Annotated in this window: 16 protein-coding genes, 2 tRNA genes and 1 pseudogene; 7 read left to right on the forward strand and 12 right to left on the reverse strand. The window is 65.9% G+C overall.

Annotated features, from left to right (window positions below; translation table 11 throughout):
- Positions 1-185: 185 nt before the first annotated feature.
- Positions 186-317, forward strand: a complete 132-nt coding sequence (locus tag JNW91_RS33115) for a hypothetical protein (RefSeq protein WP_255545099.1) — start codon at positions 186-188, stop codon at positions 315-317.
- Between the two features lie 200 nt (positions 318-517).
- Here the strand turns inward: JNW91_RS33115 and JNW91_RS11780 are convergent, their stop codons facing one another.
- Both JNW91_RS11780 and JNW91_RS11785 read right to left on the reverse strand, forming a co-directional pair.
- Positions 518-1,501 carry a hypothetical protein gene (locus JNW91_RS11780; protein ID WP_203174892.1) on the reverse strand — a complete coding sequence of 328 codons (984 nt, stop codon included), beginning with the start codon at positions 1,499-1,501 and terminating at the stop codon, positions 518-520.
- A 301-nt stretch (positions 1,502-1,802) separates the two neighbouring features.
- The gene (locus JNW91_RS11785) at positions 1,803-2,333 is read right to left on the reverse strand and encodes a hypothetical protein (protein WP_203174893.1); all 531 of its coding nucleotides are present in this window, start codon (positions 2,331-2,333) and stop codon (positions 1,803-1,805) included.
- Between the two features lie 272 nt (positions 2,334-2,605).
- Here JNW91_RS11785 and JNW91_RS11790 point away from each other — a divergent pair, with 272 nt between their 5' ends.
- Positions 2,606-2,797, forward strand: a complete 192-nt coding sequence (locus JNW91_RS11790; protein WP_203174894.1) for a tetratricopeptide repeat protein — start codon at positions 2,606-2,608, stop codon at positions 2,795-2,797.
- A gap of 56 nt (positions 2,798-2,853) precedes the next feature.
- Here JNW91_RS11790 and JNW91_RS11795 read toward each other — a convergent pair whose 3' ends face one another.
- Genes JNW91_RS11795 through JNW91_RS11810 form a run of 4 tightly spaced genes read right to left on the reverse strand, consistent with a single transcriptional unit; the run spans position 2,854 to position 9,663 of the window.
- On the reverse strand, positions 2,854-4,062 hold the full coding sequence (locus JNW91_RS11795; RefSeq protein ID WP_203174895.1) for a Wadjet anti-phage system protein JetD domain-containing protein: 1,209 nt from the start codon (positions 4,060-4,062) through the stop codon (positions 2,854-2,856).
- Entirely contained in the window at positions 4,062-7,508 is a 3,447-nt protein-coding gene (locus tag JNW91_RS11800) for an ATP-binding protein (protein WP_203174896.1), read from the reverse strand. The genes JNW91_RS11795 and JNW91_RS11800 overlap by 1 nt, the downstream gene beginning before the upstream one ends.
- Positions 7,505-8,209 carry a DUF4194 domain-containing protein gene (locus JNW91_RS11805; RefSeq protein ID WP_203174897.1) on the reverse strand — a complete coding sequence of 235 codons (705 nt, stop codon included), beginning with the start codon at positions 8,207-8,209 and terminating at the stop codon, positions 7,505-7,507. Before JNW91_RS11805 ends, JNW91_RS11800 begins: the two co-directional genes overlap by 4 nt.
- On the reverse strand, positions 8,206-9,663 hold the full coding sequence (locus JNW91_RS11810) for a DUF3375 family protein (RefSeq protein ID WP_203174898.1): 1,458 nt from the start codon (positions 9,661-9,663) through the stop codon (positions 8,206-8,208). Before JNW91_RS11810 ends, JNW91_RS11805 begins: the two co-directional genes overlap by 4 nt.
- A 583-nt stretch (positions 9,664-10,246) precedes the next feature.
- On the opposite strand from JNW91_RS11810, the gene JNW91_RS11815 reads away from it, so the two are divergent.
- The 3 genes from JNW91_RS11815 (at position 10,247) to JNW91_RS11825 (ending at position 13,089) form a co-directional block, all read left to right on the forward strand.
- The gene (locus JNW91_RS11815; RefSeq protein ID WP_309244324.1) at positions 10,247-11,683 is read left to right on the forward strand and encodes a tyrosine-type recombinase/integrase; all 1,437 of its coding nucleotides are present in this window, start codon (positions 10,247-10,249) and stop codon (positions 11,681-11,683) included.
- A gap of 290 nt (positions 11,684-11,973) precedes the next feature.
- Positions 11,974-12,372 (forward strand): hypothetical protein, encoded by a 399-nt coding sequence (locus JNW91_RS11820; protein ID WP_203174906.1) that lies wholly within the window; start codon positions 11,974-11,976, stop codon positions 12,370-12,372.
- Positions 12,373-12,624: 252 nt separating this feature from the next.
- A complete protein-coding gene (locus JNW91_RS11825) occupies positions 12,625-13,089 on the forward strand; it encodes a hypothetical protein (RefSeq protein ID WP_203174900.1) in 465 nt (154 codons plus the stop codon).
- A gap of 125 nt (positions 13,090-13,214) precedes the next feature.
- Here the strand turns inward: JNW91_RS11825 and JNW91_RS11830 are convergent, their stop codons facing one another.
- Positions 13,215-13,586, reverse strand: a complete 372-nt coding sequence (locus tag JNW91_RS11830) for an ArsR/SmtB family transcription factor (RefSeq protein WP_203174905.1) — start codon at positions 13,584-13,586, stop codon at positions 13,215-13,217.
- Positions 13,587-13,716: 130 nt separating this feature from the next.
- Between JNW91_RS11830 and JNW91_RS11835 the strand changes: the two genes are divergently transcribed.
- Entirely contained in the window at positions 13,717-14,763 is a 1,047-nt protein-coding gene (locus JNW91_RS11835) for an ArsO family NAD(P)H-dependent flavin-containing monooxygenase (RefSeq protein WP_203174901.1), read from the forward strand.
- Between the two features lie 58 nt (positions 14,764-14,821).
- Here JNW91_RS11835 and JNW91_RS11840 read toward each other — a convergent pair.
- Together JNW91_RS11840 and JNW91_RS11845 are read right to left on the reverse strand one after the other, a co-directional pair.
- Positions 14,822-15,145 (reverse strand): annotated as a pseudogene (locus tag JNW91_RS11840) (FAD-dependent oxidoreductase); the annotation flags it as partial.
- 39 nt (positions 15,146-15,184) lie between these two features.
- Positions 15,185-18,388 (reverse strand): NACHT domain-containing protein, encoded by a 3,204-nt coding sequence (locus tag JNW91_RS11845; protein WP_203174902.1) that lies wholly within the window; start codon positions 18,386-18,388, stop codon positions 15,185-15,187.
- 1,147 nt (positions 18,389-19,535) lie between these two features.
- Here JNW91_RS11845 and JNW91_RS32170 point away from each other — a divergent pair.
- The gene (locus JNW91_RS32170) at positions 19,536-20,309 is read left to right on the forward strand and encodes a site-specific integrase (RefSeq protein ID WP_309244325.1); all 774 of its coding nucleotides are present in this window, start codon (positions 19,536-19,538) and stop codon (positions 20,307-20,309) included.
- Between the two features lie 160 nt (positions 20,310-20,469).
- On the opposite strand, the gene JNW91_RS11855 is transcribed toward JNW91_RS32170, so the two are convergent.
- The 3 genes from JNW91_RS11855 to JNW91_RS11865 all read right to left on the reverse strand — a co-directional run.
- Positions 20,470-20,542, reverse strand: a tRNA-Arg gene (locus JNW91_RS11855).
- 35 nt (positions 20,543-20,577) lie between these two features.
- Positions 20,578-20,668 (reverse strand) — tRNA-Ser (locus tag JNW91_RS11860).
- A gap of 435 nt (positions 20,669-21,103) precedes the next feature.
- The coding region (locus JNW91_RS11865; protein WP_238424812.1) for a sterol carrier protein domain-containing protein at positions 21,104-21,328 on the reverse strand (225 nt) is incomplete at its 5' end.

The following is a 21,328-nucleotide window of genomic DNA, read 5'->3' on the forward strand; positions in this document are numbered from 1 at the left end:
CACTCGCTCCGTGTGATCGTTCGCCGATGATCTGAGCACCCGGCACTGTAACGCTCAGTGAGCCCATGAAGAGGCGCGACACTCGCCCATACGTACGAATAGGGTGCCACCGGATGAAGCCGCGCCACACCATCCGCCACGGTCAGCCGTCCGACCCGCCGAGGAGCTCAGACTTAGCGGAGTAGATGGCTTCGTCCAAGGACAAGGCCACCTACCCGGACGTTCCGTTAGCGCAGCGCGCTGTCGGGGCACGTCGCCCGGCCGCCACGGATGCGCTCGGCTGCCTCGACGTTCTTGAGGAGGTGTTCCGTGAGTAGGTCGCTGTAGACGGTCGCCATCTTCGTTGACGATGCGCCTGTCGATCAGGCGCACGAGTGCCACTGCCCAGCTGGTGGCATGCGAGAGCGGCGGTGCCGCTACGTACACGTTCCAGTGCCGCCGCGTTGCCACGATCAGGGCCGTTCACGCCTGTCAGGAGGCCCAAAGGCCGCGTCGTGTTCTCGCGGTTGACCGCTCGTCACAGCACAGCGGCAAGGCGGTCCAAAATCGGAACGCAGCGATCACCGGACACGAGGCGCGGCTCGGCCATCGCGAATGGAGCGTCGTCGCGCACGATCTTCAAAGTGCTGACGTAGCGCGAGTCGGCCGACAGGAAGATGTCCGCATCGACCAGGTAGGAGCTGTGTTGTTCGTCGGCCGGGTTACCGCCTGAGATCTTCTGCGTGGTCTGGATGTGGCGAACAGCCCATCGGATCCAGTTTCTTGGTACAGCCTCAGCAGACGCGTCGTAGAGCCAAAACCGGGTGAAGTCCGCGCGGCTACTGCCGAGGCGGCGCAGGTCGACGTAGGCACCGACCCAGTCCGCGAAGGTCGTGTCTTGCCGGGTCACGACGGCGCGGCCGGGGACCACCACGAGCTGATGCCAGTACAGGTCCCTGAGCTCGGCCCGCCACGCGTCCACCTCGTCGCCCTCGATCCATCCGGCGCGGTAGTGATCCGGCGTTTCGGGCGCAAGGCGGGCCTTGATAGCTGTCAATGGACGAAAACTAAACCGCGTTTCTAGCACATCGTGGCGTTGGCGACGCTGCTGCCGCACGATGTGTGGGGCGATGGGCGGCTGAGCCTGCTGCCAGAGATGAAGTCGCTCGGACGTTTCTCGTGCCTGCCGCCAGATGGTTCTGGTCCAAAACGTGTTGAGCGAGGCGACGGTGGCGGTGTCCGGCATCGCACGCAGCCATGCTGGCCGCGCTCTCCGAATTTCGGCCACAACCTCGGCCGACTCAGACATGGCTTCGGTTGGCAGGCGCCGCCGGGAACCTGTGATGAGCGCTTCGATGATGCGCTGCCTGGGCGCGGGCACAGGAAGGTCCATCACCTCGACGAGTGTGCTCGGGGTGACGAGAACCTCCAGTCCGCGCGACTGCATGAAGTCCCGGAACGGGCGGGAGGTGCCCTCATCTCCGAGAGATGACCAGATGTTGGTGTCGAGTAGGACCCGCACGACGTATCTACATACCCACCGCCTGAGGGTTGTGTCAACGCAGATTGGCTGCGAATAACAGCGGTTGGGCTGCAGTGCGCGGGGGATACTCGGCTGGTCTCGTGCTGTGACCGGTTCCTCGCATGCGCGTCTTGCCGGATGTGGCTCAACAGCGGCACGAGCCGATCGAGGCGGTGAAATGCGTAGCGCTGGCGATCGGGCCAATCAGGCCTGCGGCCGCGAGCAGGGCCCGCAGCGTACCCAAGCTGATGCCATCGGCCACACGCCTGCCAATTCGCCCCTAACCGCCACCGAAGGGCCGCTAAAACCTCCGTATGTCCACTTCGTCTGCCGCCAAGCGCGCCGAGTAATACCCGTGGGCGGCACCGCCCACAACACCGGCGGCCAGTCCGCACACCGCTCCAACCCAGCCGTTCAGCCCATCTCCGCCCGAGAGCCACGCGACCAGCGTGAGCACCAGGCCGAGAGGCCACAACAGGAAGACCATCAATAGCAGCAGCGGCGGCATGAGGAATGCGGTCTTGGCGAGCCCTTCGAAAGCGAACCCGATGACGATCGCTCCCACCTCGGTCTTGACCAGAGCCCCGAGGGCAGCGACTCCAAAGGCGACGAACAAGCCCGAGACCAGTTCTTGGGAGAGGTTTAGCCAGCGTTCCTGAAAGCGCTCGGCAACAGGGTGGATGAGGATGAGCGCAAACGGCGCGAAGAGGATCGCCAGGGTCGTTATCCATATGGCCGCCGCACCCAGGGACCAAAGGATGCGCCCCAGGGCATCGACCAGTCCTCGAAGGACACCTCGCTGGTGTGCGAAGGCGACGACAAGGACTCCCACGACCAAGGGATACGCAAAGATCAACTTAAAGGGCCAACCGTTGGGCCCGGTAGAACCGCCGACCGTCCAACCGGCTGCGGCCACCCCTCCGACTGCCGCTCCGAGCGCGCCACACCCAAGCTGCGTCAGACGAGCCCGATCAAAATCCATTGCCTCGGGTGGAAGCGACGGCGGCCTGGAAAAGCCCGTTGTCGTGATCGCCCGCGGCCGGCCGCGGGCTCAGGTGGCCTGCCATATGCACTCCACGGAGAGTTCGACACTGTCACCCTGGCATGAGCAGGCCCATAAGTCACTGCCCGGAAGGGCAGAACAACTTGGCCGCTGCCTGCGAGTCAGTGGGTGATCTGGGTCGGGCGATCCCGCTGTGCGAGGCGGCTCTCGCCAACTGCGAGCGGGTGTTGGGCCCAGAGCATCCCACGAGCGGGATCGTCCGCCGGAACCTGGAGACCGCTCGCAACGGCTAGTACTCCCCGACGCGGGCACGACCAGGCGGCACGGGCTCGAAGCCGAGGTCCGGCCATTACCGTCCTCGGTCAAAGCCGTGTACTTCGAGGGTGCGAGTTAGCTGGTGGAGAACGAAGGGCGATGGAAGCCGTTCCTGCTCGAGGCGCAGGTAGGTGCCGTGTTCCGTAGTGAGTCCCGTCAGGGCTGCGGTTTCGATGTCGGTGAGGTTGGATTCCGGCGGGTCGGCTCTAGTCTCGTCTTCGATGGCGAGGGCTTGGTGTTCTCCGAGCGTGGCCGGGTCCATGAGGACGGACATCAGGCGTGGCAGCTGGGCACGGGCCCGTGACAATAGGGTCATCCCAGCTCGGTCGAGGTCTCCCCAGTAGAGATGACGGGCACCTTGCAGCCAGTCGATCTCGTTGAGGACGCTGAGATGGTTGCCGAGCGAGTGGATGACCACGGTCCGTGGTTGATCGGGGACGAGGTAGGCGGACTCCTTGTTCTCGACGATCATGACTTTCTCAGGGCGGAGGGGTAGCGCGTTGACCTCCGGCAGTGGGGCGCGGAGGTGCCGTAAGCCGCCCACCAGCGCGCGGTCGGCGGGGTCGGCCAGGATTACATCGACATGCACGGGCAGGGCCTTGAGGCCGAGCGGATCCAGGTCGTGTTGCTCCAGTTCCTCGTGCGGTTGATCAGCGCCGTCTGGTGAAGGGGTGATGTTGAGGCAAGCCAGGACGAGCCGGCGGTTGCGGGCCAGCCACTTGGTGTGCATACCCAGGACGGGGACCTGCCGGATGGTCAGTCCGGACCTTGGGTGCTCGGTGAACCATACGGCGGACCTGAGCAGAATCTCGAAGTCGGCGCCGTCCAGGTCGACGATTTGCTGCAGGTGGGGACGTAGCCGCTCGGTGGCCACGCCGCCGGGCAGGGCGTTGAGACGCTTCCACCGGGTCTTCGCCCGCAACCAGTGGTCGGCGAGGCCATGATCGAGGGCCACAAGGTCGTCGATCGTGGGGAGGTCCAGGTGGGTGAATACTTCCTGGGTGCCTACGACGGTGTGGCGGGTGACGGTGCGTAGCCGGGCGACGGGCTGTGCCTCCGACCAGGTCCGCCATGCGCGTAGCCATTGGCCGACTGCGTCGTAATCACGGGCGATCGCATCCGCTGACGGTGCGGCGAGGGGGAACGAGAAATTTGCGTCGTCGTCGTCGTGCAGCAGCCAGTCGCGCCAGTTCTCGCGGTACCGGACGCGGACTTGGTCGAGTACCAGATCCGGGTTTCGCATCACGTCTGCTCCTGCTCGATGCGCAGTGCCTCCTGCATGGTCATGGGGTAGATGCGTACTCGTGTGGGGTCATCAACGTCGATGTTGATGTAGGCGACGGATTCCACGTAGTCCTCGAAGGCGGTCGCTTTCTCGCGGGGCGCGCCGACGATCAGTTGGAAGCCGAGGGCTTGCAGCGCGGATAGGGCTCGGCCGGTGTAGTCGCTGTCGGCTTTGACGAACCCTTCGTCGAGGATGATTGACGCGTAGGTGGGTGGGCCGTCGTGGCCTTCGCCGAGGCGGAACCGAAGGGCGGCGCCGAGGATGAACGCGATCAGCTCCTGTCCTTCGCCGCCGCTCATGCCGGAGACGCCGTCGTGGACGACCTTGACTCCGTCGGGGCGGGTTTCGATGGCTTGGAACTCGACGTGCTCGCGGGCGTCGAAGACTCGCCGCCGCCAGGCTTCTCCGGCTCTTGATGGGTCATCGAGTTTGGCCAGGTGTTTGCGTAGGCGGGTGAAGGACTTCTCTACCTGGTCGGCTTCGCGTTGTGCGTCCATTCCGATGGTGTTGCTGGTGTAGCGGGTGATGATCTGGCGGAAGTCCTTCAGGTCGCTGCTTGGTCGCTCGATCGGTTCGATGCTCAACGTGGCGTTCGCGCGGAACCGCACGTGGCGCAGCACGTCGTTGATGGGGTTCAGCCCGCGTTTGATGGTTCGCGCGTCGTCGTCGATCTGCACGAGCAGGCCGCGTAGCTGCCGGTTCATGTCGTCGTCGACCTTCGCCAGCCACGCGTGCTTCGCGCGAGGCAGGTCGTCGGTGACAAGTTGCTCGTAGATCGCCAAGACCGACGGTAGGGACTCGATGGTGCCGTCAATCTCGCGCTCGGTGCGTTCATCCAGATTGCGGTAGGCGGCGATGTGGCCCACCACGGCGGTTTCGAGTTTTTCCCGGTCGTCCTTGTGCCGGTCGATCTGCTTGCGGAGATCGTCGATCGCTGCCTTCAGGCTCGTGGTGACCCCTGTGGCGTCGGTCGGCGCGGCGAAGGGGGTGGCGGCGAGCGCGGCACGCTCATCGGCGCTCAGTGGTCGCTCGGCATCGACGAGGTCCTTGGCGTCGTCCACGGCCGAGACCAGGTCGCCCCACTGCTTGTCCAGCCCCTTCTGCTCCTCGTGAAGCCTTTGCACCTCGCGGCTGGCGGTGACCGCCGCCTCGCGCTGCTTCTGCAATAGCTTCGTCAGGTGCGTGACCTCGGGTGAGTTGGCCTGCGCGAGCTGGGCTTCGAGTTCTTGTATCCGCTGTTGGGCGCCTGACGAGTCGATCCGGTCCCAGGTCAGCTCGGCGCAGATCGCCTGCAGTTCTTCCAAGCGCGCGCGGGTCGTATTGCGCTGTGTGTCGGCCTCGTCCGCCGCCACGGCGGCGGCCCGTAGTTCTCGCCGGGTCGATTCGAGCTCGTCGCTCAGTTCCTGCAGCAGCCGGCGGGTGTCCCAACCGAGCCAGGGGTAGCGCAGGCGGCGGTCGTCCTTGGTGAACCGCTGCCGGGAGCCGGTACGCATACCGGCCGGGGTGATCGATCCGCGCGCCCATCCGGGGTGACGGTTGTCCAGCTCCGCGTCGGTCTCCACGCAGTGGTAGTTCACGGTCTCGTTCAGTTCAGTCGCAAGCCAGCCATGGAACGGGTGCTCGGCGATGTCGAGCAGCGCGGGAACGCTGCCGTCCATCGGGGCGGGGCTTGGTGTCCCGGAAAGGGCAGGGGCGAGGGTGACCGACCCGCGCATGTCGTGGTCGTGCACATACCGGCGTACGCGCGCGAAATCAACGCTGTCGACGAGGAGGGTGCTCGACAACGGCAGCACGAGGCCGACGACTGCCTTCTCCCACCGACGGTGTTCGGGTTTGAGCTGTAGCAGCTCGCCGGCGTAGCGAAGCCGGTTGGTGTCGATGCCGAGGTCGGAGGCGATCCGGTTGCGGCGCGTGTCGGCTTCTTCGGGGATGAGGCTGCGTCGTGCCTTCAGCCCGGTGATCTCCCGCTCTTGGGTTGCGGCGTCCTGGCGGAGCTGCCATAGCCGGCCAGCAGCCTTGCTGGCTTTCTCGACGGCGCGTTGCCCCGCCTTCTCCTCCTGCGCGGCGAGGTCGTCGAGACTGGCGTGCGTGAGAGTCACATCGCCCGCGGAGGAGGGCAGGGACATCTTGAACACGGACAGGCGGTTGCCGAACCGAAGCCGCTCTGCCTCCACCCGCTCCAGGGTTTCCCTAACATGTTCGAGCTGCAGTTTGACCAGTTCCGATCGGTCACCGCCGGCCGCGACGAGCTGAGCGATCGTGTCCTTCTCGCGCTGGTCGGCGGCTTTGGCAGCCTTGACGGCGCCGGCGTGCTTCTCGTCTATCTCCGCCTTGGCGAGGCGGTTGTCGTCGATGGTGTTCTCGGCCCATCCGGTGATCTTCTCCGCATGCCAGACGTGAAGCCGTGTGGGGCCATCGCCGTCACCCCTGAGCAGCCTGGCCTTCGCTACGTAGTCAGCGCCGGCGGCGAGGTACTTCTCGGCGATCACCGGAAGCGGGGACAGTGCGTCGGTGCGGCGCCGTGCTGTTTCGAACTCCTCGTACAGTCGAGATGCCTCTCGGTAAGCCTGTAGGGCGACGTCCCAGCGGGTCAGTGCGAGCGGCTCGGTGAGGACGAACTCTTTGAACAGGGCGTTGATGGAGAAGATACCCTTGGATGCTTGGGCTCGTCGCAGTAGCTGCATGGCCAGGCGTTGCGAGTCGTCGGTGGCTCCCATCCCCATGACTGCGCGCATTTTCGCGTGCACACGCGCTTGCGAGGAGTCCACGACGTCGCCCCGCCTCTGGTCGATGAGACGTTCCAGGGAGGTTTTCGACAGCGGGGAGGCGCCCTGGCGGATGGCGGTGATGCCGCGGAGCTGTGCCAGGTCGAAGTGGTCGTTGATGAAGCCGTAGACGGTGGCGCCGTTGATCGCTTCTGGTCCGTCGGCGTCCGAGCCGACCCACGCCAGGCGAAACGATGTGACGCGTCGCCCGTCGCGGGTCTCCCAGGTGATCGCCGCGCCGCAGGGGAATCCTGGCCCGCCGGGCGGTCGCAGATAGTTGGTCGTCGCGGAGCGCCGGTTGTCGTCCCGCCTCTGGTCGGTGTGACCGCGCGCGTAGGAATAGACGGTCCGTTCCCGCTTCTTGCCGCGGTCGTCGCGAGCGGCCTGGTTGAACTCCTGCGGATTCGGCAGGATCACCGAGGCCACGGCGTCCAGCAGGGTGGATTTGCCGCGCCCGGACGGGCCGACGATCGCGGTGCCCGAGCGTGCCACGGTCATGGTCTGCAGCCCGGAATACGCGCCCCAGTTGAGAATTTGCACCTTGCTGATGCGAAACTGCCCCGCGTCTTGCCCGTCGGTGACAACCACTGAGGCGACGTCTTCCTCAATCGGTTCCGCCGCTGCGTGGAGCGTCGTCATGCGAGGTCCTCGCCTGTCTCGTTGTTCTCGGACTCGTCAGTCCCACCCGCTGCCCTTGCCGCTTGGAGGAAATACCGTTCCATGCGCATCATCTCGTCCGCGCCGATCAACGGCACGATCGCCGGCGAGACGGTGAACAGGTAGTCCGCGTCCGGGTCTGACGTCAGCAGCTTCAACTCGGCCACCGCGCGGATGGCGGCATCCACGCGGCGCTCGAACTTGGCCTCGTCACCGTCGCCGTCTTCGCGGAACGGGCGCAGGAACTCGGCTACCTGAGCCGTGGTGATCACGACCGGGTCGTCGGTTGCGTCGATGTATGCGTGTTCCTTGCGCAGATGTATGAGCAGCAGAGACGCGTCACGGTGCAGCGGTTTGTCGCGGCGCAGCATCTTCGGAGCGTCCTCGGCCGGGTCCTGCCGCTTGAACGCCACCTCATAGTCCTTGTCGACGATGAGGAGCAGGTACATGTCGGCGAGACGCTCACGGAGCTCGTTCTCGTACGCCAGCAGCGCCTCCCACGCCGCCCGGTTGCGCGAGCGGGTGATGAATCTGTTGGTTAGCAGGGTCGCCAGGGCCCGTCGCGCTGGGGCTGGCAGGCGTGACCCGTCTGGGCTGGCCGGATCGTCGCCGTCGAAGCCGTACTTGTCCAGGTCGTCGCTGGATGTTGAGTCGTCATCGAGGACGTCGACGCGATCGCTCACGGCATCTCCTTCGTGGGCACGGGGGCATCGAAGACGAGGTGAGGCAGCACGGCCATCAGGGTGGTGGCCCGGTCTCCGGACAGCCGTACCGTCTCGACGAGGTTCGTATCGACCTGCCCGTGCATGACTGCAAGATCCAGCAGGCTCACCAGGGTGCCCAAGCGCTGGAACTCTTCCGCGGTGGCGTCGAAGACCTCGGCGCCGGTCACCACTGGCCGGCTGACGAGCAACGTGTTGATGGTTCGTCCCACGGCACGCGGGCTGGTTCCTGCCGCCAATCGAAGGGCAGCCCGGTCCTCCGTGGGAAGAGTCCTACGCTGTTCGGTGACCTCGACGACGACCTCCTGCGGGCCGTGGTCGCGCCAAAGCTGGAGTTGTGAGATGTCGATGACGGCGTGTGGACCCACGCCGAGCACGTCCTGCGGTACATACCGCTGCCCCCGTTCGGCGTGCACCCAAGCGGCGCCGGCGTGCAAGGCGCGATCAGCGAGGTTGAGCAGCCGCTGGTGGCGACCGTGAGCGACACGCGTGAGGAAGCGGCGCAGCGACGCAGACCAGCGCACGTAGCTGTTCTGCACGTCGAGTTCCGCAGCGAGCAGAGTCGAGAGCATGCCGTCGAGTTCTTCACGCTGCGCGGCAGTCACATGTTCGCGCGCGAATCCCTGCGCGAGGATCTGGTCGATGTCGGCGCGGAGCTGCTCGGTTTGCCGGGACGACAGCAGCCGGGAAAACCCGAGGTATGCCGTGCCCTGACTCGTCTTCGACAACAGATCGTTCTCGCGAAGGTAGTCCTCCACGAGGTCCGCCTTGCGCGGTCCCTGGACCATTGCCCGTCGCGCCACCTCTTGGTGACGGTCTTCCACCATGGTGCGCAACTGCCGAAAGTCGGCTGGCAGAGACCGCGTCATGGCGAGAATCTCGAGCAGTTGCTGCTTCATCTCCTCCACCGTCGCCAGCCGCACCCGACCGGAGGCGATGTCCTCGCGTCTCTTACGCAGCTCGGCGATCTGCTGGTCAATGCGCCGCACTTGGACGCCCCGGTCCGGGTTGGTCATGTCGGCTAGGAGCCGTACCGCGTTTGAGATGGAGCCAAGGCGGGCCCCGCTGACGGTCGTCTCACCTTCGACGAGCTCGCGGACAAACCGCAGCGCTCGCAGGGAGTAGGGCGACAGGCGGTACCTCAGACGTCCGTTGAGCGTCTCCGTCTCCAGCCAGCGCTTCTCGATCCAGTCTCGGCAGTGATCGGCCGGCGTGACAGTGCCCTGCCACTCGGGGATCTTCTCGCGCGCCTCGGATACTCGTTCGTGGAACCACTCAGCGGAAACCGACCCGTCAACCTGTTCGAGATGCTCGGCGAACAGAGGCAGCACCCAATCTCTGGAGTACGCCTTGAGCAACGTCAGGGTCGGGTTCAAGTCCAGTGCCGCCCTGATCCGTTCGCCTGTGATCTTCATAGCCGCCAATCACGTCGCAATGCATGCCCGCGCTGCCGAGTGTGCCGCACCCTACTGACAGAAATAGCATCCGACGCGGTCGATCGAACGCCAGCAGCGGGCATCCGCGGCCCACCCCGGCCGGGTCGCCACCGCAGACAACAGCGGGCTTAGAGCACTGACGCTGGGAGTGCGGCGTGCTGTTCAGGCAGGCCATCAGTTGTGCATCGGCCCGATTGGCTCTCATCGAGTATCGGCAACGAGGCGGCCACGCGCTACGGCCGCGACCCGGACTTTGCCAGAACGATCCGTCGAAAACCTTCCGGCGTCGAGCCAAGTCGTACAACCGTTCTAAGATTGGTTCGCGGTGATCGATAATCGGCTTACGCCGTCGCGCCGGCTGCCTCAACTTGGCTCTCTCGACATCGGCCAAATGGCGTGGCCCCCGACCGTCATCGGCGTTAGCCACGTTTCACCTCATTCCATTCTTACTCGACGGATGCCGAATATTTCGGGTTGAAGCCCTCAGTCGCTCCCTGCGGTTTCGCGACGATGAGCCCTGACCAGACCAGAGGGGGAGATCATGAATAGTCAGGGTGTCGTCGTGAAGCGGTGCCGGTGTGTGGACCCGGAGACGGGCCGGCGGCGCGGCACGTCCTGTCCGCAGCTGACGCAGCGCGCTCACGGCAGCTGGTACTTCCACTGCTCAATCCGCAACCTGCTCGGGCAGACCGAACGGATCCGCCGGGGTGGCTATGCGTCGGAGGCGGCGGCGCGCACGGCACGTGACGAGTTGCTGGCGTTGTCCCGGGAGGAGCAGGCGGGCCGGTCCTGGACGGTCACCCGCTGGTTGCGGTACTGGCTGTCGACGAGAACCCGGATCCGGCCGACGACGCGAATGCACTACACCCACGACGTCGAGCGGTTCCTGATCCCGCACATCGGCCAGCTGATCCTCGGTGACCTGAGCTCACGGCAGCTCGCCGCGGCGTTCGGGCAAATCGCGGCCACCCGCAACCGGTCCGGGCAACTGCAGAGCCCGTGCACCTTGCAGCACATCCACACGACGCTGCGGGCGGCGCTGACCGGCGCCGTGCGCGAAGGCCTGCTCGTCACCAATCCGGCCCGCCACCTGGAGCTACCCGCGCGTCCCCGTCCCCAGGCCCAGGTGTGGACTGAGGCCCGCGTCGCCGAGTGGAGGGCCACCGGTGAGCGGCCCATCGTCGCGGTGTGGACACCCACACAACTGGCCGCCTTCCTGGACTACGTCCGCGACGACGGCTTGTTCGCCCTGTGGTGGCTGATCGCCCTGCGGGGTCTGCGCCGCGGTGAGGCAGCCGGCCTGCGGTGGAGCGAGGTCGACCTGCACTCGGGCCAGTTGTCGGTGCTGCGACAGCGCACCACTGCCGGCTACGACGTGCACGAGGGGCCACCGAAGTCCGCGACCAGCCGCCGCAGCGTGGCCTTGGACCAGCACACCGTGCGGGTGTTGCGTCAGCACCGCGAGCGGCAAATCCAACAGCGCGACGCGCGGGCCACGGCCGGGAAGGTGTGGCATGACAGCGGCTACGTGTTCACCGGCCCCGACGGGATGCCGATCCACCCCGGCTATCTCACCCAGCGGATGCGACTGCTGGTTGACCGGGCTGGGCTGCCGCCGATCCGTCTGCACGACCTGCGCCACGGCGCGGCGACCCTAGCGCGGGAAGCCGGCGCCGACCTCAAAGCGGTGCAGGACCAGCTCGGGCACGCCACCATCCAACTGACCGCCGACATCTACACCAGCGTCCTACCTGAGTCTCAGCGCGAGGCCGCGGAAGCCACCGCGCGTCTGGTCCTTGACGCTGCCAAACCTGGCGAGGAGATCCGGCGCCAGCTCAGCCACCACCCGAAGCCACCGCAGGAACACCCCGCCGAGGCGCGGCCGACGGCAGCACCTGCCTGCCGCCCTCGGTGGAAGCCGTCCTCGGCCATAGGAGGCGCCAAGCTTCGTTCCTCGGCAGGCCGGCGGCGGCACGGACGGCCGCGGAAGTCCCGCTGACACGTGTCGTCGGTGGAGTTCCGGGCGGCGTGGCGACGGGCGGGCATCGCCGTCGCCTGCCGGCCGGGGTCCGTTGACGGTCGTTGCGGCGTTAGGTGCGGCGAGCGCGTGCCGAACGTCGGCTGTCAGCTGTCACCGATCGCCTGTCAGTGCGGTCACGTTCCGAGGCTGGTTGGTTGCCTGCTGTAGATTGCACTGTCGTGCTTCTCGTGGCAGCGAATCCGGGGCCCGCCGCGCAGCCCACGTTCTGGTAAAACGTCGTCTGCTTCCTGTTCGTCTCGTCGGTCGGCTTGCTGTACGTCTGCTACTACTTCGGCTTCAGGATCAACGCCAAGTGCCTTGTCCTGACGAAGACCACCAGGAAGCCGTGCGCGAGAGACGGCAAGGTCCTCGTTGGCTGCCGGCAACACAAGCGACAGAAGACGGTGGCGTGGATTCGTGCCATGGGTGCGGCGAACTGGCTGGATCCGTGGTTCTACCGGTTGCATATCGTGCCGCCGTCGTTCGCGTCCCTGCCGACGTCCCCGGCGCCGGTTGCACACCAGGTCACGTCGCCGGCGGCGGTCGAGACGCCCGGCAGGCGCATAACGGTCGAAGCCCGGATCGCGTTGTGGGCGTTGGCCTTCAGCGTCCTGCAGGCGTTCACGGCCCTCATCGCCCTCGCGGTCGACGTCGCGGCTGGCACGTAGAGGTTGCCTCGAGGCACCTTCTTCAAGGTGGCGCTCTGTTCGTCTGCACAGCGGTCGGTCGGATCGGTGTGGCCTGCCAGCCGTGCGTCGGCGGCAGGATCATTCGGGAGTTCCCACCGTCGCCGCTCGGCCCGCGATCGGCCTACTGGACGGCGCGTCGTTCTCGATCATCATTGTGCTCGACGAGCAGGGCGTCGTGAGCTGCGAACCTTTGGCAAGGGTGGCTTTGACGGCTCGTCGTAGCATCGGCGCATGCCGACGAAGGACCAGCAGGTGAAGCATGTGGTCGAGGGGATGGCGCTAGGCGTGCTCGCGCAGGGCGTGGAAGCGGTCCCTAGCGCCAAACTGAATCTGGAGCTCGCGTTCAACCACGCCTGGCGCAGGTGGGCACCGGCGACACGCTTCCCGAGCATCGCTGGCTCCCGGATCGATCCGGGGAACTTGTTCTGGATCGGCCTGAACAAGTCCGAAGGGCGCCAGGGCACCCGTGCGGCGTGGCGCAGCGGGCGGTGGTGCGAGCCGTATGTCACCTACGAGGACTGGACCGTTGACGAGTGTCTCGAGCTTCACGCCGATGAACGGGCTTCGGTCCAGGACTGGCAGGACCTCGGCCGGCTCTTCGTTTCGCGGTTCGAGCCGGACGAGGTCGCCGCGCGTCGTGACACAGCGCGGGGCGCATACGGTGGGCGGGTCGTCGTCCGGCCGAGGCTGTGCTAACCGGTGACAGCCGCGGGGCTCGAGCGCTCGATGTGCGCATGCGGCGAACGCTCTGCCGTGGGTCGATGACGGTGCGTCGGGTTCAGGCCGGTCAGCCGACGCGGCAAGCGTCTTCGACGGTGACGTCAGCGGGTCTTCTTCGTCGCCCGTTTGCGAGGCGGCGTCAGCAGCTCAGCGATCGCGGCGATCGCGGACGGCATCAGCCGGTAGTACGCCCAGACTCCGCGCTTGTCGCGCTCGAGCAGGCCGGCCTCGGTGAGGATCCGCAGGTGATGACTCACGGTCGGCTGGGAGAGCCCGAGCGGCGCGGTGAGGTCGCTGACGGACGCCTCGCCCTCAGGAGACGACTGGATCAGGCTGAGCAGTCGTAGCCGGGCCGGGTCGGCGAATGCCTTCAGCACTGCGGCGAGCCGCTCGGCGTCGGCACGCTTGATCGGTTCGCCCGCAAGTGGCGAGATGGCAGGCATCATCGTTTCCGCAGTTCCCACGTCCTGCATCGTTGCAGCAACACCGCGGCTAGAGCGGTGAAACGAGGCCTTGATCACGGTGAGGTTCTCGGTCGGGGGCTTCCCGCATCCGTTCGGGTCGTCTCGGGATGATGATCTGGGTAGCGGAGGAGGTGTTGGGGTGCCCGGATCGTGTGATGTGGTGGTCGTCGGGGGCGGGCAGGCGGGCCTGGCGGTGGGTTACTACCTGCGCCGCGCTGGCCTGGAGTACGTCATCCTCGATGCCCAGTCGCAGCCGGGTGGCGCGTGGCGGCATGGCTGGGACTCGTTGCGGTTGTTCTCCCCTGCGCCGTACAGCCCGCTGCCGGGGTGGGGGATGCCAAGCCAGGACGGTGAGGACTTCCCGAGCGCCGGGCACGTCGTGGATTACCTGCGGGCATACGAGCAGCGCTACGACCTCGCGGTGCGTCGCCCGGTCCGGGTGCGGGAGGTGCGGGCGGCGGGTGCGCGCTTAGCGGTGCAGACCGACGCCGGCACCTGGTCGGCCCGGTACGTCATCTCCGCGACCGGGACGTGGCAGTGCCCGTACCTGCCGGACGTCCCCGGCCGGGAGGACTTCGGTGGCCGGCAGTTGCACACCGTGGACTACGCCTCGCCGCTGGAGTTCCGCGGGCAGCGGGTCGTCATCGTCGGCGGGGGCAACTCCGGGGCGCAGATCCTGGCCGATGTGTCGCGGGTCGCCGAGGTCACCTGGGTCACCCGGCGCCCGCCACGGTTCATGCCAGACAACGTCGACGGGCGGGTGCTCTTCGATGTGGCCACCCGCACAGCCGCCGGTGCCGCGGGTGGGGTGAGTGACCTGGGGGACATCGTGATGGTGCCCAGCGTCCGCGACGCCCGTGAGCGCGGCGTGCTGCATGCCCGCGCGATGTTCGCGCGGCTCGATGCGCACGGCGTGTGGTGGGCCGACGGCACCGGGCAGCCATGTGACGCGGTCATCTGGTGCACCGGGTTCCGCCCAGAGCTCGCCCACCTCGCGCCGCTGCTGCCCAGGTGGCGGCAGGGTGTCGCGCCCACCGACGGTACGAGGTCGGTGGACGAGTCCCGTCTCTATCTGTTGGGGTACGGCGACTGGACTGGGTCGGCGTCGGCGACGCTGGTGGGCGCGGGGCGCACGGCCAGGGCCAGGGCCACGGTCGCCGACATCAGCGCCCGACTCGCCGGGTAACCCCGGCAGGAATCCGCCGCCCGTGTCCTGGCCTGGGTTGCGGCCGGTGCTGGTTAGACAGGGTGGAGAGGTGGCGCTCGGCGTCGAGGGCGGCGGCGCAGCCCGTGCCGGCGGCGGTAATGGCCTGGCGGTAGGTGTGGTCGACGAGGTCACCGGCGGCGAAGACGCCGGGCAGGTTGGTGCGGATGCTGGGGGCGTCGACGGTGACGTAGCCGTCAGGGTCCAGGTTGACCTGGCCGCGGAACAGGTCACTGCGGGGGTCGTGGCCGATGGCGACGAACACTCCGGTGACGTCCAGGACCCGCTCGGCGCCGGTGTGGGCGTCTCGGGCGCGAACGCCGGTGACAACGCCGTCGCGGCCGAGGATCTCCTCGAACGCGGCCCTGGCGGTGGCGGAGTTGACGGGGAGCGCAGCCTCACATCAATCAACGATGACTTCCGCGTTGACGGCGTCGCCGTGGTTCTGATCCGCTGACGTCAGCTGCTGAAAAAGCTTGAGGATGAATTGTTCGCTTCGAGCACTAAAGCGTTCCTGAGCTGGATAGTAGTCCGCCGCGACGCAAAGTTCCTGATAGAGAGATTCAAACTGCGGCCGCTCATCCTCGCCCACACCAGGTCGTGTTGCATGCATCATCAAAACCGTTGCCTCGGCAGGACGATACAATGTGGCGTCGGCGAGTTCGGGCAAGTAGAGGAGCAGCCGGGGGTGCTGGCATATGACGACGGCCAAGGCTTTTGGATCCGGGCTGGCGGTCATACCCAAGAGCAGCTTCACCACTTGGCTCGCAGAGTCTAGAGAAAGATCCGCAGATCTCCACCGCAACAACCTCTCCAGCGACTGAACGATAGCTTGCGTTTGCCCAGTTGAAGTGCCGTCCGGTGGCAGGCTAAAAGCCATAGCCTGCGGAATGCGAAGTGAAAGTGCCGGAATCGTCCAGCTCTGCATCATGTACAGCCAGTCATCCTCCGCGAAAACTTCCTGGATGCCATCGACGATCGCCATGCCCATACCGATCTGTTCGGCCGCGCGTTCGCGTCCCGCCAGGCGAGCATGGTCGTACTCAGCTAGCATTCGGCCGTGCCGTGGCGGTTCTGCAACGATCAGCAGGCGACGGCGGTCGAACGTGATAGCCCCAAGCATCGACAACCAGGCATCCGGGTCCAGGCCAGCCCGCCATAGGGTAGCCATTGCGTCCCAGGACTCGAGCGTGCCATCCGGTGATAGGGAGGACAGCCGCAAACAACTGGAGGACTCAAAGGCGAGGCGCAGGACTACTAGATTGGCTGAATAGGCCGCCAATTGCCGTACCCGGTCATTCGCGGTCGGTTGGTACTGCTCGTATTTTTCCGAAGGCGGTCGGAAGCGCCAGCGTCGGATCAGGTCGTCGACCACCTCCACGAGGTCCGAACGCTCCGCCTCGGGAAGCGTCTGAAATAGCTGACCGGCAAACTCCACGATCGGTCGCTGCCCGGCCAGCGCTTGTCGGCACAGCAGGGTGTGCAGCAGAGCATCGTCCGGTTCGCGCCGTCCGCGCCGTCCGCCGAAGGCAACGTCCGCGATGTCTCGTAAAACCTCCAAGATTTTTCTAGCGACTAGATACTCGCCGAAGGTGGCGTGCAGGAACTCGTATGACCGCTCTGTCGGACCACCGGGGATTAGCGTCGCCTCGGCGGCATGTACGAAGAAGAACTCGGCGAGCAATCGCTGGCCAGCCACTTCCGGACGAGCTGCACTGTTGGACATGGACAGCGCGTCAAGGTCCTTGCCTAGTTCTGCCTCACCGATCTGGTGGCGCCCACGGTTGAACATCGCGAACGCGGCAACACTCAGGCGATCAATTGCGGTCTCTATTTTGCTGCTGTCCGCGCCGGTGGATTCGGCCCGACCAGCATTCTTGGTAGTCTCCCGCCCGGCGAAGCCGGTGAACAGGTGGTTGTATAGGACCGCCATCGAGGAGTCCGCCAAAAGCTCAACGGCATCCGGACTACTCACGTATAGGGCAAGCAGCATAAGCAGGAGCGGTTGGCTGGCCAAGTGCGGATGACGCAATGCCTCGCCAGTCGTGAGCTGTCGTACTCTCGCTGCTCCGCCGGTCGGATCGGTATTGGCGTTGTTCCAGCGCGATAGCCACTCAGTGATTTGATCATCGTTGAACTCGGCGAGCTTGATGACTGCGGCTCCAACCGGAATGTCCACCCGGTCGGCGACCACGGTTCGTGAGGTGACGACAACGGCGACTGGGCGGTCCTGGTCAGCCTCGAGCTGCTGAAACCGCATAATCTCCTGGAGGTAACCAGTCCGGTCCAGGTTTGCTGCCTGCAGCAGTTCGTCTAACCCGTCCAATAGCACCACCCGTAGGCGGTCCGCTGTCTCGTCAGCGAGCTGGGCCCAAGACACCCGTTTGTGGGTCGCCCGGTCGAGGCCCTCCTGGATCTGATCAAGAACCAAGGCGTGTGCGCTGACGGATCTCAGCGGCACCCGGACGGTGATGTAGTCAGCTCCGGGCAAGTACGCCGCGAGCACCTTTGTCAGCATGGACTTGCCGGCTCCCGGATGACCCAACAGCAGTAGCGGTGCCCGTGTCGCGTCAGTGGAGAGGACATGCGCGGCGAGCCGCTCGCCAAGGCTGTTCTGCAACGGAAGATCGAGCCACCACCGATCGTCGGATACCCTCGTGGAACTGCTGAACTCCGTGATCCGGAATCCGGGAGAAACGAAAAGTTCCGCAACGGTGGGGAATCCCACGGTGGAATGCAGCCACGGAATGGCGGAGGAAACGACCGGATCATTCATTCGGCCCCGGTTTGCCCGAAACAACGCAACAGCGCTCGAGTGGATACCAGGGTCGGAAGGATTCAACGATAGAAGAATTTGCTCGATGTGTTGGAAGGAGCTCGTGACTAAATTTCGAGTCGCTGCGTGTTCTGCCAGCTCAGCCCAAAGCTGGAACTCTCGAACATTGGCCGCGAGGTCGACGTAGTATGACCGGTAGCGTTCCATGGCTAGGGTCGCGGTGGTGGTGAAAACGTCCTCAGGCAACCCCGGAACGAAATGGCTGTCCAGGAATTCCTTGGTCCTATTGTCTAGTTGCTCGATCCAGCGACCGACGCGGATAGCGTTTTCCTCGAACCCGCGGGTGGCTGAGGGTGCCGGCAGCTCGGCGGAATAGAGCCAGTCGATTAGTTTTTGGCGATGTTTTCGCTGAGTGCTTGTGGCCACCTCGGCCATCTGGCGTTCGCCGAGCCGGAATCTGCCGAAGCCAGCCGCCTTGACCTCATCGTGGAAAACGTCGAAGTAGGCAGCGACCACGATGGTGCTGTGTGCCGCCGCAACCAACTGTCGGCGCTCCAGCCCGGAAGCCATATTGATTTTCGAGCTGGCATGAGCTACCAGCCTTCGCAAAATCCCGCCGGCTTCATTCTTCTGGTCGACCCACTGCCAGATAGGTGCCAGCGCTGCGGCACCTGCCAGTGCCGGGCCGCCAACTGTCGCTATCGCTGCTCCTGCTCCGGCAGCGAGGATTAATCCGCCAAGCAGGGCGTCGAGCTTGTCCAGGAGCGGCGTCTCAGCGCGGCCCAAGATTCGGAGTGCGCCCCGAAAGGTCAGAGATGGCTCACGCCGCATGGCGGCCATCTTAGCCGGACGTCGTGCCGGTGCGGATGTACCGCACAGGGCAAACCATGACTATTGGCGCCTATCCAATGAAGCGCCTCCGAGTCCGTTCAAGGAGTGGGAAGAAACATTGGAGGGCTGGACAGGCTTACCGTTCTGCCCCGATCCGGGCTCGCCCTTCCGTCCGTACCCTCCCTCCACGGGAACGGGATCACGGGCGCGACGGTCCTCCGCGAACCCACGTTCGCTTTGATTGTCGCCTGGTTCACCCCAACCGACGCGCTACTGCCCTGCTCACCGTCGCCAACGTCGCCGATTCGCTAGCACCATCTTCATGTCCTGACCGACCTCGTGACCCACCACCTCGGCTGGCACAGCGCACTGCTCGCCCTCGCCGCCATCCACTACACGACAGCCGCACAACGATTCCCGACGAGTTTCCGCCAATTCGACAAGCGGCCCGGGCAAGCCCTCCGGCGCTGAATCGAGCGCGACCGGCGCGACGGACAGGCAGTCCGTCCACCCCTCAACGCCACCGCAAAGAATGTGATCAGTCCTCACAAACACCCCTCAGCGCACAAAGAGAGGTAAACCGTGGCTGGTCCGGGAACGATCTACAAGCGGTGTGGCTGCCGGCACAATGGAACAAAGAAGCGGCTCGAAGCAAACTGCGCGCGCCTGCCGGAACGCGGCCACGGCACTTGGTACTTCGCCTGCTCCGCGACCGACGCGTTCGGCAGGCCGACACGGGCTCGTCGAGGTGGCTTCCGGTCCAAGGCTGCCGCCACCCAGGCGCGCAACGAGTGGCTGACCCAGACCGGCGAGGAACGCACCGCGCAGGGATGGACTCTGGAGCGGTGGCTGCGGTATTGGCTGTCCACCCGCACGAAGATCAAGGACACCACCAGGGCCCAGTACGCACGGGACGTCGAACAGTTCCTCATTCCGCACCTGGGCAGGATCAGCCTGGCTGACCTCAACATTCGCCGAATCCGCGGCGACCACCAACGGACGTGGCCAGCCGCAGTCGCCCTCATGCCTGCAGCACCTGCGGACCACTCTTCGCGCGGCGCTCAACCTCGCCGTCCGGGAGAATCTCCTCGACGCCAACCCGATCCAGCACCTCGAAGTCCCGTCCTACCGCAAGCCGCACGCCCAGGTGTGGACACCCGCACGTGTCGCGGAATGGCAGGCAACCGGTCAACGGCCAGCGGTCGCCGTCTGGACCGCGCCTCATCTCGCCGCGTTCCTCGACGCGGTCACCACCGACCGGCTCTTCGCCATGTGGTGGCTCATCGCCCTACGCGGCCTACGTCGCGGTGAAGCATGCGGCCTGCGCTGGTCTGACATCGACCTCGACCACGGCGTGTTGTTCATTTTCCGCAGCCGCACCACCGTCGGCTACCACGTCATCGAAGGAGAACCCAAAACAGCCGCCAGCACGCGCGCCGTCGCTCTCGACAAACACACCGTGGCCGTGCTCCGAGAGCACCAACGCCGCCAGCGTCAGCAACAGGCCGCCCGCGAGGCGGCAGGCAGAGCCTGTTACGACAGCGGCTACGTGTTCATCCGCCCCGACGGCAGGCCCCTGCACCCCCAATACGCCACCCGGCACTTCAGCCGACTCGTCAAACGAGCCGACATCCCACCGATCCGTCTGCACGACCTCCGCCACGGCGCCGCGTCCCTCGCCCACGAAGCCGGTGCCGACCTCAAAACCGTGCAAGACCTCCTCGGCCACGCCAGCATCGTCACCACCGCTGACACCTACACCAGCGTCCTGCCATATGCCCAGCGTAAGTGCGCTGAGGCCACCGCTCGACTGGTCCTCGCCGCAGCCCGCCGCACCCGCGAGAAGATCAGGAAGAGGGGCCAGAGTAACCGCCCCAACCCCCGCCCAAAAAACAAGCGCGCGGCCAACAAGAAGCGATAACCCCACCGCAAAGCAGCAGGTCAGCCCCCATGCAGCCCCGCCAGCATTACAGAGAGTGACGGCGCACCCGTGACACCCACGCGACACCCACTGTCCAACCGGGACGGTCAACAAAAAACGCCCGACCGCGTTTCCGCAGGTCAGACGTTATTTGATCTTGTGCGCCCGAAGGGACTCGAACCCCTAACCTTCTGATCCGTAGTCAGATGCTCTATCCATTGAGCTACGGGCGCTCGTGCTCAGCCAGTCTACACACCCGGCTTTCGCGCGGAGACTCCGGGATTCGAACCCGGGAGGGGCTTTAAGACCCCAACCGCATTAGCAGTGCGGCGCCATAGACCAGACTAGGCGAAGTCTCCCTGGTGGCCCGCAGACCACCGCGCCCGAGGATACAGGTCGTCACCCACCGGGGGCAAAACGACTTCCGGGGGACGCCGGCCGGGGCGGGCGGGCGACGTGTTTCGGCGCTGTGCGGCGACGTGATCGGGACTACGCTCCATCGATATGCAGGAGCAGCCGCCCAGCGAGCCGACCCGTCGAGAGCCTGCTGATCGAGCGCGTAAGCGCTCGCCCCGGGCCACGTTCACGCCGCCGTCGGCGGCCGAGCAGCCCGCCGAAGAGGCGTCCCCGCCGGCGGCTCCGGCCAGCCCTCGTCCGCGCCGGGCCAAGCCTGCCCCGGCGGTGCTCTTCCAGCCACCGGAGCCGGACCGTCTCCTCCCCCGACAGCCGAGTCCCGCGCCGACCGAGGCGAACGGCACGGAGGTTGACCAGCCGAGCGAGGCAGCGCGCGTCGATCAGCCGGAAACGGCGGCCGGCGCGGAACCGGCGGTCCGGACGCCGAGGGCGCGGGCCTCCCGGCCCCGCAAGGCCGCCGCTCCGGCGGCAACCGACAGGGCGACCGACCAGGCGCCCACGCCGGCGGCACGAATGCGTCCTGCGCCAGCCAGCACCGCAGCAGACATGCCGCCCAGGTACAGGGAACCCAGCGCCTGGATGTCCATCGTGAGGTCCGGTCGCAT

The organism is Micromonospora parastrephiae (assembly GCF_016802865.1).
GTDB classification, from domain to species: Bacteria; Actinomycetota; Actinomycetes; order Mycobacteriales; family Micromonosporaceae; genus Micromonospora; species Micromonospora parastrephiae.